Annotated in this window: 18 protein-coding genes; all 18 read right to left on the minus strand. The window is 63.8% G+C overall.

Features of this window, described 5'->3' with window-relative positions:
- Positions 1–15: 15 nt before the first annotated feature.
- Complete coding sequence (rplE, locus tag ACFOM8_RS11165) at positions 16–576, minus strand: 50S ribosomal protein L5 (protein ID WP_377761427.1); 561 nt, start codon at positions 574–576, stop codon at positions 16–18.
- Positions 576–881, minus strand: a complete 306-nt coding sequence (gene rplX, locus ACFOM8_RS11170; protein ID WP_377761428.1) for a 50S ribosomal protein L24 — start codon at positions 879–881, stop codon at positions 576–578. Before rplX ends, rplE begins: the two co-directional genes overlap by 1 nt.
- Entirely contained in the window at positions 881–1,249 is a 369-nt protein-coding gene (gene rplN / locus ACFOM8_RS11175; RefSeq protein WP_010400243.1) for a 50S ribosomal protein L14, read from the minus strand. The genes rplX and rplN overlap by 1 nt, the downstream gene beginning before the upstream one ends.
- A 76-nt stretch (positions 1,250–1,325) precedes the next feature.
- Entirely contained in the window at positions 1,326–1,571 is a 246-nt protein-coding gene (gene rpsQ, locus ACFOM8_RS11180; protein WP_377761429.1) for a 30S ribosomal protein S17, read from the minus strand.
- Positions 1,572–1,583: 12 nt separating this feature from the next.
- Positions 1,584–1,790, minus strand: coding sequence for a 50S ribosomal protein L29 (rpmC, locus tag ACFOM8_RS11185; RefSeq protein ID WP_377761430.1), 207 nt, complete (start codon positions 1,788–1,790; stop codon positions 1,584–1,586).
- 191 nt (positions 1,791–1,981) lie between these two features.
- The gene (gene rplP / locus ACFOM8_RS11190; RefSeq protein ID WP_268941449.1) at positions 1,982–2,395 is read right to left on the minus strand and encodes a 50S ribosomal protein L16; all 414 of its coding nucleotides are present in this window, start codon (positions 2,393–2,395) and stop codon (positions 1,982–1,984) included.
- A gap of 12 nt (positions 2,396–2,407) precedes the next feature.
- Positions 2,408–3,124: a 30S ribosomal protein S3 gene (gene rpsC, locus ACFOM8_RS11195; RefSeq protein ID WP_377761431.1), complete on the minus strand. Its 717-nt coding sequence runs from the start codon at positions 3,122–3,124 to the stop codon at positions 2,408–2,410.
- The gene (rplV, locus tag ACFOM8_RS11200) at positions 3,124–3,504 is read right to left on the minus strand and encodes a 50S ribosomal protein L22 (RefSeq protein ID WP_154763378.1); all 381 of its coding nucleotides are present in this window, start codon (positions 3,502–3,504) and stop codon (positions 3,124–3,126) included. The genes rpsC and rplV overlap by 1 nt, the downstream gene beginning before the upstream one ends.
- A 5-nt stretch (positions 3,505–3,509) precedes the next feature.
- Positions 3,510–3,788: a 30S ribosomal protein S19 gene (gene rpsS, locus ACFOM8_RS11205; RefSeq protein WP_142664074.1), complete on the minus strand. Its 279-nt coding sequence runs from the start codon at positions 3,786–3,788 to the stop codon at positions 3,510–3,512.
- Positions 3,789–3,791: 3 nt separating this feature from the next.
- Positions 3,792–4,631 carry a 50S ribosomal protein L2 gene (gene rplB / locus ACFOM8_RS11210; RefSeq protein WP_377761432.1) on the minus strand — a complete coding sequence of 280 codons (840 nt, stop codon included), beginning with the start codon at positions 4,629–4,631 and terminating at the stop codon, positions 3,792–3,794.
- Positions 4,632–4,727: 96 nt separating this feature from the next.
- Positions 4,728–5,024, minus strand: coding sequence for a 50S ribosomal protein L23 (locus ACFOM8_RS11215; protein WP_207469503.1), 297 nt, complete (start codon positions 5,022–5,024; stop codon positions 4,728–4,730).
- Positions 5,021–5,641 carry a 50S ribosomal protein L4 gene (gene rplD / locus ACFOM8_RS11220; protein WP_377761433.1) on the minus strand — a complete coding sequence of 207 codons (621 nt, stop codon included), beginning with the start codon at positions 5,639–5,641 and terminating at the stop codon, positions 5,021–5,023. The genes ACFOM8_RS11215 and rplD overlap by 4 nt, the downstream gene beginning before the upstream one ends.
- A complete protein-coding gene (rplC, locus tag ACFOM8_RS11225) occupies positions 5,641–6,504 on the minus strand; it encodes a 50S ribosomal protein L3 (protein ID WP_377761434.1) in 864 nt (287 codons plus the stop codon). The genes rplD and rplC overlap by 1 nt, the downstream gene beginning before the upstream one ends.
- Before the next feature lie 10 nt (positions 6,505–6,514).
- Positions 6,515–6,823 (minus strand): 30S ribosomal protein S10, encoded by a 309-nt coding sequence (rpsJ, locus tag ACFOM8_RS11230; protein ID WP_089386317.1) that lies wholly within the window; start codon positions 6,821–6,823, stop codon positions 6,515–6,517.
- A gap of 296 nt (positions 6,824–7,119) precedes the next feature.
- Positions 7,120–8,295, minus strand: a complete 1,176-nt coding sequence (tuf, locus tag ACFOM8_RS11235; RefSeq protein ID WP_377761435.1) for an elongation factor Tu — start codon at positions 8,293–8,295, stop codon at positions 7,120–7,122.
- 64 nt (positions 8,296–8,359) lie between these two features.
- Positions 8,360–10,483, minus strand: a complete 2,124-nt coding sequence (gene fusA / locus ACFOM8_RS11240) for an elongation factor G (protein ID WP_377761436.1) — start codon at positions 10,481–10,483, stop codon at positions 8,360–8,362.
- A gap of 18 nt (positions 10,484–10,501) precedes the next feature.
- Positions 10,502–10,972: a 30S ribosomal protein S7 gene (rpsG, locus tag ACFOM8_RS11245; RefSeq protein WP_377761437.1), complete on the minus strand. Its 471-nt coding sequence runs from the start codon at positions 10,970–10,972 to the stop codon at positions 10,502–10,504.
- A 12-nt stretch (positions 10,973–10,984) separates the two neighbouring features.
- Positions 10,985–11,356, minus strand: coding sequence for a 30S ribosomal protein S12 (gene rpsL, locus ACFOM8_RS11250; RefSeq protein ID WP_022705687.1), 372 nt, complete (start codon positions 11,354–11,356; stop codon positions 10,985–10,987).
- Between the last annotated feature and the right edge of the window lie 88 nt (positions 11,357–11,444).

The following is an 11,444-nucleotide window of genomic DNA, read 5'->3' on the forward strand; positions in this document are numbered from 1 at the left end:
CTCTTACCTCCGCGATCAGCTGTTGAAGGGCATGTTGAAATGCTTCAACAGCGCTTTCGCTTCCGCGTCGGTCGGCGCGGTGGTGCAGATGATGATGTCCATCCCCAGAACTTCGTCGACCTTGTCGAAGTTGATTTCCGGGAACACGATGTGCTCCTTCAGGCCCATGGCATAGTTGCCGCGGCCGTCGAAGGAGGTGCCCTTCACGCCGCGGAAGTCGCGGACGCGCGGCAGCGCGATGTTGATCAGGCGGTCCAGGAATTCGTACATCCGGTCGCCGCGCAGCGTGACCTTGGCGCCCAGGGGCATTTCCTCGCGGACGCGGAAGCCCGCGATCGAGGTCTTGGCCTTGGTGATGACGGCCTTCTGGCCGGCGATCAGCGACAGTTCCTCGGCGCCCTGCTTGACCTTCTTGGTGTCCTTTACGGCCTCGCCGATGCCCATGTTCAGGACGATCTTGTCCAGACGCGGGATCTGCATGTCGTTCTTGTAGCCGAATTCCTCTTTCAGGGCGGCGCGGATCGACTCGCGATAGACCGCCTTCAGGCGCGGCGTGTACTTGGTTGCGTCCAGCATCAGATCACGTCTCCCGTGGTCTTGGCGAAACGGACCTTCTTGTCGCCTTCCATGCGGAAACCGACGCGGGTCGCCTTGCCGTTCTTGTCCAGCAGCGCCAGGTTCGACAGGTCGATCGGCATCGCCTTCGGCGTGCGGCCGCCCTGGGTGGTCTGGGTCTGGCGCTGGTGACGGATCGCGATGTTGATGCCGTCAACGATGGCCTTGTTGTCCTTGGGCATCACGGCGGTGATCTCGCCCTGCTTGCCCTTGTCCTTGCCGGTCAGCACGACGACCTTGTCGCCTTTTTTCAGCTTGGCAGCCATCACAGCACCTCCGGCGCAAGCGAGATGATCTTCATGAAGTTCTTCGCGCGCAGCTCACGGACGACCGGCCCGAAGATCCGGGTGCCGACCGGCTCGCCCTGGTTGTTCAGGATAACGGCGGCGTTGCGGTCGAAGCGGATGGACGTGCCATCCTCGCGCTTCACTTCCTTGGCGGTCCGAACGACCACGGCCTTGCGGACGTCGCCCTTCTTGACCCGGCCCCGCGGGATGGCTTCCTTGACGGACACGACAATGATGTCGCCCACCGACGCATAGCGACGGTGCGAACCACCCAGGACCTTGATGCACTGAACCCGGCGCGCGCCGGAGTTGTCAGCGACATCCAGATTGGTCTGCATCTGGATCATTTGGTTTCTCCCGACCTTTGGGGACCGCCACACGCGGCCCCAGGGTTTCGATCATTTCTGATCTGTGATGATGGACTTACGCGGAAACCGCTTCGTCCGTCAGGACAGTCCAGCGTTTCGTCTTCGAGATCGGCGCGCATTCGATGATGCGAACGACATCGCCGACCTTGAACTGGTTGTTCGCGTCATGCGCCCGGTATTTCTTGGACGAGCGAACGGTCTTGTGCAGAAGCGGGTGCTTGAAGCGACGCTCGACCAGAACGGTGACGGTTTGTTCGTTCTTGTCGCTGGTGACGCGGCCTTGCAGGATGCGTTTGGGCATGGGCCAGGCTCCTTAGTTCGAGGCCGCGGCGGCTGCCGCTTTCTGGTTCAGAATGGTCTTCACACGGGCCACGTCGCGGCGAACGGCACGCATCCGGGCGGTGCTTTCAAGCTGGCCGGTGGCCTGCTGGAAGCGGAGGTTGAAGGCCTCCTTTTTCAGCGCGATCAGCTGTTCCTTCAGCTGATCGGGCGTCTTCGACGTCAGATCCTGCGCTTTCATGGCGCTTTCCTTTCAACATCACCGGAGAGCCCCTGCATCGCAGGGCCACCCTGATTCCCGGTGGAGTTTCATGATGAAGGCCTGCCCATACAGGCAACGGCCCCGTCGTGCAACCCTTTTCCCGCCGGGAAAAGGAAAACCCCGCCAGTCACCCGGCGGGGCCATGCGCAGGGCGGGCTCGACCCCGCCGCTTACCAGTCTTCGCGCGCCACGATGCGGGTCAGCACCGGCAGCTTGTTGGCGCCGAGCCGCAGGGCCTCACGCGCGATCTCGTCGGACACGCCGTCGATCTCGAACATGATGCGGCCGGGATGGACACGGGCGGCCCAGAAATCAACCGAACCCTTGCCCTTGCCCATCCGCACTTCCGTCGGCTTCGAGGACACCGGCACGTCCGGGAACACCCGGATCCAGACCCGGCCCTGACGCTTCATGTGGCGGGTGATCGCGCGGCGTGCCGCTTCGATCTGGCGGGCGGTCACGCGCTCGGGCTCGGTGGCCTTCAGCGCGTAGGAGCCGAAGTTCAGGGCGAAACCGCCCTTGGCCTCGCCGTGAATCCGGCCCTTGTGCTGTTTGCGGAACTTGGTCCGTTTCGGTTGCAGCATCTTGTTTGCTCCTTAGCGCGCGTCGCGGTCACGGCGCGGACCACGGGGGGCCGGACCTTCCTGAGCCTCGGCGGCCTTGCGGTCGCGGGCCTGGGGGTCGTGCTCCATGATCTCGCCCTTGAAGATCCACACCTTCACCCCGATGATCCCGTAGGGGGTCGTGGCTTCGGCCAGCGCATAGTCGATGTCGGCGCGCAGGGTGTGCAGGGGCACACGGCCTTCGCGATACCATTCCGTCCGCGCGATCTCGGCGCCGCCAAGACGGCCCGACACGTTCACGCGGATGCCCAGGGCACCCATGCGCATCGCGTTCTGCACCGCCCGCTTCATGGCGCGGCGGAACGATACCCGGCGCTCCAGCTGCTGGGCGATCGATTCCGCGACCAGCGCGGCATCGACTTCCGGCTTGCGGACCTCGACGATGTTCAGGTGAACTTCCGACTTCGTCAGGTTCGCCAGCTTGTTGCGCAGCACCTCGATGTCGGCGCCCTTCTTGCCGATGATCACGCCCGGACGCGCGGCATGGATCGTCACGCGGCACTTCTTGTGCGGACGTTCGATGATCACGCGGCTGATGCCGGCCTGCTTGGCTTCCGTCTTGATGAAGTCCCGGATCTTCAGGTCTTCAAGCAGCAGATTGCCATAGTCCTTGTCGTCGGCGTACCAGCGGCTGTCCCAGGTGCGGTTGACCTGGAGGCGCATGCCGATCGGATTGACCTTCTGACCCATTACGCTTGCTCCTCGACTTGGCGCACCTTGATGGTGATCTCCGAAAACGGCTTCATGATCTTGCCATAACGGCCGCGCGCCCGCGGACGGCCGCGCTTCATCACCAGGTTCTTGCCGACCCAGGCTTCGGCGACGACCAGGTTGTCGACATCCAGCCCGTGGTTGTTTTCAGCGTTCGCGATCGCCGATTGCAGGCACTTCTTTACGTCGCCCGCGATCCGCTTGTGCGAGAAGGTCAGGTCGGCCAGGGCCTTGTCCACCTTCTTGCCGCGGATCAACTGCGCGACCAGGTTCAGCTTCTGCGGCGAGGTGCGAAGCATCTTGGTCTTCGCGAACGCCTCGTTCTCCGCCACGCGGCGCGGATTGTTTTCCTTACCCATGACGATTACTTCCTCTTGGCTTTCTTGTCCGCCGCGTGGCCGTAATAGGTCCGCGTGGGCGAATATTCACCGAATTTCTGACCGATCATCTCCTCGGTGACGGCAACGGGAATGTGCTTCTGCCCGTTGTAGACGCCGAAGGTCAGGCCGACGAATTGCGGCAGGATGGTCGAACGACGCGACCAGATCTTGATGACGTCGGATTTCCCCGACTCGCGGGCCTTTTCCGCCTTGCGAAGCACATAGGCGTCAACAAAGGGGCCCTTCCAGATAGAACGTGCCATGGATCAGCGGCCCTTCTTCTTCGCGTGACGCGAACGCAAGATGTACTTGTCGGTCGCCTTGTTCGAGCGGGTCTTTTTGCCCTTGGTGTCCTTGCCCCAGGGCGTGACCGGCGTGCGGCCGCCCGAAGTCCGGCCCTCGCCACCGCCATGGGGGTGGTCGATCGGGTTCATGGCGACACCGCGGACGCTCGGGCGGATGCCCTTGTGGCGGTTGCGGCCGGCTTTCCCGAGATTCTGGTTCGAGTGGTCCGCGTTCGACACGGCGCCGATGGTCGCCATGCATTCCTGCCGCACCAGGCGCAGTTCGCCCGAGGACAGGCGGATCTGGGCATAACCGCCGTCGCGGCCGACGAACTGGGCATAGGTGCCCGCTGAACGGGCGATCTGGCCGCCCTTGCCGGGCTTCAGCTCGACGTTGTGGACGATGGTGCCGATGGGCATGCCGCTGAAGGGCATGGCGTTGCCCGGCTTCACGTCCACCTTGGCGCCGGCGACGACCTTGTCGCCCACGGCCAGACGCTGCGGCGCGATGATATAGGCGCGCTCGCCGTCCTCATAGGAGATCAGCGCGATAAAGGCGGTGCGGTTGGGATCGTATTCGATCCGCTCGACCGTGGCGGCCATGTCGAACTTGGTGCGCTTGAAATCGACGATGCGATACAGGCGCTTCGCCCCGCCGCCCTTGCGGCGCATGGTGATCCGTCCGGTGTTGTTCCGACCGCCGTTCTTGGTCAGGCCTTCCGTAAGGGCCTTGACCGGGCGACCTTTCCAAAGCTCCGAACGGTCGATCAGAACCAGCCCGCGCTGGCCAGGCGTCGTCGGTTTGTACGACTTCAATGCCATCTTTCTGTCTTCCGTTGCTTTGGACCAGGGTGGTCCGTTGTCGTCCAAAAGATCAGCGGCCCCGGATGAACCGAGGCCGCGGATGCGCGCCTACTATCAGAGTCCGGTGGACACGTCGATAGTGTTACCCTCTTCCAGGGTGACATAGGCCTTCTTGACATCGCTGCGGCGGCCGAGGATGCCCCGGAACCGCTTCTGCTTGCCCTTGGTGATGGTCGTGTTGATGGCCTTCACCTTGACGCCGAACAGCGCCTCGACCGCTTGCTTGATCTGCGGCTTGCTGGCGTCCTTCGCCACCTGGAACACCACGCCGTTGTTTTCGGACGTCATGGTGGCTTTCTCGGTGATGATCGGCTTGACGATCACGTCGTAATGTTCAGCTTTCGCGCTCATTTCAAACGAGCCTCCAGAGCTTCGACACCCGACCGCGTGATCACCAGCGTGTCGCGCTTGAGGATGTCATACACGTTGGCGCCGATCGACGGCAGGATGTCCACGCCCTCGATGTTGCGGGCGGCGCGGGCGAAGCCTTCGTTGACCTCGGCCCCGTCGATCACCAGCACGCGCTTCCAGCCGTTTTCCTTGACGGCCTTGGCGACGGCGGCGGTCTTGGCGTCCGTCAGGTTCAGATCCTCGACGATCACCAGTTCACCGGCGGTCGCCTTGGCGGACAGGGCGTGGCGCAGGCCCAGGGCGCGCACCTTCTTCGGCAGGTCGAAGGCGTGCGAACGCGGGGTCGGACCCTTGTAGGTGCCGCCGTGACGGAAGGTCGGCGCCTTGCGGGAACCGTGACGCGCGCCGCCGGTGCCCTTCTGGCGATAGATCTTCTTGGTCGAATAGCTGACATCCGACTTGCCCAGCACCGAATGGGTGCCCGCCTGCGCTTTGGCGCGCTGCCAGCGAACGACGCGTTGCAGGATGTCGCCGCGCGGCTCCAGCCCGAAGATCTCGTCCGCCAGCTCGATTTCACCGGCCTTGCCGGTATCCAGCTTGATCACATCGAGTTTCATCACTTGTCTCCTTCGGGCGCGGCATCGCCATCCGAAGCCTTGTCGGCCTCGATCGAAGCCTGGGCTTCGGCCAGCGCGGCCTCCTCGGCGGCGGCGGCCTCGGCGGCGGCGGCCTCGCGGGCGGCTTCCTCGGCGGCGGCGGCTTCGGCGGCGGCGGCTTCGGCCAGACGCTTGGCTTCCTCGGCGGCGGACTTCAGCGCGGCGGGATAGATCACGTTTTCAGGCGCCGCCTTTTTCACGGCGTCCTTGATCGTGACCCAGCCACCCTTCGAGCCGGGGACCGAGCCCTTGACCATGATCAGGCCGCGGTCGGCATCGGTGCGCACGACTTGCAGGTTCTGCGTGGTGACGCGAACGGCACCCAGGTGACCTGCCATCTTCTTGCCCTTGAACACCTTGCCGGGGTCCTGGCACTGGCCGGTCGAGCCGTGCGAACGGTGAGAGATCGACACGCCGTGCGAGGCGCGCAGACCGCCAAAGTTGTGACGCTTCATGGCGCCCGCAAAGCCCTTGCCGATCGAGGTGCCGGCGATGTCCACGAACTGACCCGCGAAATAGTGGTCGGCCGTGATTTCCTCGCCCACGTTGATCAGGTTTTCTTCGGCCACCCGGAATTCCGCGATCTTGCGCTTGGGCGCGACCGAGGCCTTGGCGAAGTGGCCGCGCATCGCGGCGGTCGTGCGCTTTGCCTTCGCGACGCCGGCGCCCAGCTGGACGGCGGTATAGCCGTCGCGCGCGGCGGTGCGCTGATCGACGACCTGAAGGTTGTCCAGTTGCAGGACGGTCACGGGAACCTGACGGCCGTCTTCCAGGAACAGCCGGGTCATGCCCAGTTTCTTGGCGATAACACCAGTACGCAGCATGGTCGCCTCCTTACACCTTGATCTCGACATCCACGCCGGCGGCGAGGTCGAGCTTCATCAGCGCGTCAACGGTCTGCGGCGTCGGATCGACGATGTCCAGCAGGCGCTTGTGCGTGCGGATTTCCCACTGGTCGCGCGACTTCTTGTCGATGTGCGGGCCGCGCAGGACGGTGAACTTCTCGATCTTGTTCGGCAGCGGAATCGGGCCGCGAACGGTCGCGCCGGTGCGCTTGGCGGTGTTGACGATTTCCTGGGTGCTGGCTTCCAGCACGCGGTAATCGAACGCCTTCAGCCGGATGCGGATATTCTGACTTTGCATAGTCATCCCTCTGACGGGGAGTTTCAGTCGAGAGGCTGACAACGCACCATGCGGCGCCAGCGTCGGACCGTATAAAAAAAGTGCAGGCCGCCTTTGGATGGCGGCCATGCGCAAGGCAGGCGAATCTCGGCACGCGGCGGATTCGACGGCGATGCGGGCCTATAGCGCCTTTGGAAGGCAGGCGTCAAGCCCGATCAGCCATGCGGAGCTCCCCATTCAAAAAGCCGCCCCCTTTTCGGAGGCGGCTCTTTGTCTTGCGGCGGAGCGGAGCGGAAGCCCGGCCCGGCCTTTTCCGATCACTTCAGGATCTTCGACACCACGCCGGCGCCGACGGTGCGGCCGCCTTCGCGGATCGCGAAGCGCAGCTTTTCCTCCATCGCGATCGGCGCGATCAGCTCCACCGTGAACTTCAGGTTGTCGCCCGGCATCACCATCTCGGTGCCCTCGGGCAGCTTGACGGTGCCGGTCACGTCCGTGGTCCGGAAGTAGAACTGCGGACGGTAGTTCGCGAAGAACGGCGTGTGGCGGCCGCCTTCCTCCTTGGTCAGGATATAGGCCTCGGCCTCGAACTCGGTGTGCGGCTTGACCGAACCGGGCTTGCACAGAACCTGGCCGCGCTCCACCCCGTCGCGGTCCACGCCGCGCAAAAGCGCGCCGATGTTGTCGCCCGCCTCGCCGCGGTCCAGCAGCTTGCGGAACATCTCGACGCCCGTGCAGGTGGTCTTGCGGGTGTCGCGGATGCCCACGATCTCAAGCTCGTCGCCGACGTTCACCGCGCCGCGCTCGACCCGCCCGGTCACAACCGTGCCCCGGCCCGAGATCGAGAACACGTCCTCGATCGGCATCAGGAACGGCTGGTCGATGGCGCGCTCGGGGGTCGGGATGTATTCGTCCACGGCCTTGATCAGCGCCCGGATCGAATCCTCGCCGATCTCCTTGTCGCGGCCTTCCAAAGCCGCCAGCGCCGAGCCCTTGATGATCGGAATGTCGTCGCCCGGATAGTCGTAGGAGGACAGAAGCTCGCGCACCTCCATCTCGACCAGTTCCAGCAGCTCCTCGTCGTCGACCTGATCGACCTTGTTCAGATACACGACCATGTAGGGAATGCCCACCTGGCGGCCCAGAAGGATGTGCTCGCGCGTTTGCGGCATCGGCCCGTCGGCGGCGTTCACCACCAGGATCGCGCCGTCCATCTGCGCCGCCCCGGTGATCATGTTCTTGACGTAGTCGGCGTGGCCCGGGCAGTCCACGTGCGCGTAATGGCGCGCCTCCGATTCGTATTCAACATGCGCCGTCGAGATGGTGATCCCGCGCGCCCGCTCCTCGGGGGCGCCGTCGATCTGGTCATAGGCGCGGAATTCGCCGAAATACTTCGTGATCGCAGCCGTCAGCGTCGTCTTGCCGTGGTCAACGTGACCAATCGTGCCAATGTTGACGTGCGGTTTCGTCCGTTCAAACTTTGCCTTTGCCATAAGCTCGGCTCCCTAAGTCAATGGTGTCGTGGAATGGGCAGGGCTTTCGCCCCGCCCGCGCCGATCAGGCGTATTTCTTCTGGATCTCGTCCGAGATGTTCTGCGGCACGGCCTCGTAATGGTCGAACTGCATCGTGAACACCGCGCGGCCCGAGGACATCGAACGCAGGTTGTTGATGTAGCCGAACATGTTGGCCAGCGGCACAAAGGCGTCGATGACGTTGGCGTTGCCGCGCGAGTCCTGCCCGCGGACCATGCCGCGGCGGCTGGTCAGATCGCCGATGATCGAGCCGGTGTATTCCTCGGGCGTCACCACCTCGACCTTCATGATCGGCTCCAGCAGCTTGGCACCGGCCTTGCGCAGGCCTTCGCGCATGGCAGCACGCGCGGCGATCTCGAAAGCCAGAACCGAGGAGTCGACGTCGTGGAACGCACCGTCCAGCAGCGCCACCTTGAAGTCGATCACCGGGAAGCCTGCCAGCGGACCGCTGTCCATGACCGACTTGATGCCCTTTTCGACGCCGGGAATGTATTCCTTGGGCACCGCGCCGCCGACGATCTTGGACTCGAACGAATAGCCTTCGCCCGGTTCGGTCGGGGTGATCGCCAGCTTGACGCGGGCGAACTGGCCCGTGCCGCCGGTCTGCTTCTTGTGGGTATAGTCGATCTCGGCCGGCTGGCTGATCGTTTCGCGGTAAGCGACCTGCGGAGCGCCGATATTCGCCTCGACCTTGAACTCGCGCTTCATGCGGTCAACGAGGATGTCGAGATGAAGTTCGCCCATGCCCTTCATGATGGTCTGGCCCGATTCCAGATCGGTCTCGACGCGGAACGAAGGGTCTTCGGCAGCCAGGCGCTGAAGGGCAAGGCCCATCTTTTCCTGGTCGGCCTTCGACTTGGGCTCCACGGCGATCTCGATCACCGGCTCGGGGAAGGTCATGGTTTCCAGAACCACCGGCTTGGCGGGATCGCACAGCGTGTCGCCCGTGGTGGTTTCCTTCAGGCCCGCCAGCGCGATGATGTCGCCCGCGAAGGCTTCCTCGATCTCTTCGCGGTTGATCGAGTGCATCATCATCATCCGGCCGACGCGCTCGCGCTTGCCCTTGGTCGCGTTCAGCATCTGGTCACCCTTCTTGAGCTGGCCAGAATAGATCCGCGTGAAGGTCAGCGAGCCCACGAAGGGGTCGTTCATGATCTTGAACGCCAGGCCCGCAAAGGGCTGCGAGTCATCGGCGGTCCGCTCGATGTTGCGGGTTTCGGTCTCGTCGCCCGGGGCGAAGCCCAGATAGGCGGGCACGTCCAGCGGCGAAGGCAGGTAATCGATCACGGCGTTCAGCAGCGGCTGCACGCCCTTGTTCTTGAACGACGAACCAGCGGTAACGGGGAAGAACGACAGCGACAGCGTGCCCTTGCGGATCAGGCTGCGCAGGGTCGCCTCGTCGGGCTCGTTGCCCTCGAGATAGGCCTCCATGGCGGCGTCATCCTGTTCGACCGCCAGCTCGATCAGGTTCGAACGCCATTCCTCGGCCACGTCCTTCAGGTCGTCGCGGACAGGCTGGCGGACCCAGCTTGCGCCCAGGTCTTCGCCCTTCCAGACCCATTCCTCCATCTTCACCAGATCGATGATGCCTTCCAGCTTGTCCTCGGCGCCGATCGGCAGGGCGATCGGGCAGGGGATGCCGCCGGTGCGGTCCTTGATCATCTTCACACAGTTGAAGAAGTCGGCGCCGATCTTGTCCATCTTGTTGACGAACACGATCCGCGGAACCTTGTAGCGGTCGGCCTGGCGCCACACGGTCTCGGTCTGCGGCTCGACGCCCGCGTTGGCGTCAAGCAGGCAGATCGCGCCGTCCAGAACGGCCAGCGAGCGTTCCACCTCGATGGTGAAGTCCACGTGGCCCGGCGTGTCGATGATGTTGAAGCGGTACTTGGTGTCCGAAGTCCCTTCCGAGGTCGGGTCTTCCTGGCGCTGCCAGAACGTGGTGGTCGCGGCAGACGTGATCGTGATGCCGCGTTCCTGTTCCTGCTCCATCCAGTCCATGGTCGCGGCGCCGTCATGCACTTCGCCCAGCTTGTGCGACTTGCCGGTGTAGAAAAGGATACGCTCGGTCGTTGTCGTCTTGCCGGCGTCGATATGGGCCATGATGCCGAAGTTGCGGTAACGCTGCAGCGGATATTCGCGTGCCATGGTGGGGATCCTTTCGCCTTACCAGCGGTAGTGGCTGAACGCCTTGTTGGCGTCGGCCATCTTGTGCGTGTCTTCGCGCTTCTTCACGGCGGTGCCGCGGCCGTTCACGGCATCGGCCAGCTCGCCGGCAAGACGCTCTTCCATGGTGTTCTCGTTGCGCTTCTTGGACGCATCGATCAGCCAGCGGATCGCCAGGGCCTCGCGGCGGGTCGGACGCACCTCGACCGGAACCTGGTAGGTGGCGCCGCCGACGCGGCGCGAGCGCACCTCGACCGAGGGCTTCACGTTGTCGAGGGCTTCGTGGAACACCTCGATCGGTTCGCGCTTCAGGCGGTTCTGGACGCGGTCCAGGGCCGAATACACGATGCGTTCGGCAACCGATTTCTTGCCGTCAACCATCAGGTTGTTCATGAATTTGGTCAGCACGCGATCGCCATACTTGGCGTCGGGCAGGACTTCGCGCTTTTCAGCGGCGTGACGACGGGACATGGATGCCTCTCCTTACTTCGGACGCTTGGCGCCGTATTTCGACCGGCGCTGGCGACGGTCCTTGACGCCCTGCGTATCCAGCACGCCGCGCAGGATGTGGTAACGGACACCCGGAAGGTCTTTCACGCGGCCGCCGCGGATCAGCACGACGCTGTGTTCCTGGAGGTTGTGCTTTTCGCCCGGAATATAGGAAATGACCTCGAAGCCGTTGGTCAGCCGCACCTTGGCGACCTTCCGCATGGCGGAGTTCGGTTTCTTCGGCGTCGTGGTGTAGACGCGCGTGCAGACGCCGCGCTTCTGCGGGCATCCCTGAAGGTGCTGCGACTTCGAGCGCTGCACCTTGGGCTGCCGCGGTTTGCGGATCAGCTGTTGGATCGTCGGCATTCGGTTCCCCGTCTTGCTCTGTCAATACTCGCAGCAGGCCTGCTGCGCCGCTTCTCGACGGCATTCCGCGCGAATCACGAAATGCCAA

The sequence above is a fragment of the Paracoccus angustae genome, from assembly GCF_042648745.1.
Classification (GTDB): Bacteria; Pseudomonadota; Alphaproteobacteria; order Rhodobacterales; family Rhodobacteraceae; genus Paracoccus; species Paracoccus angustae.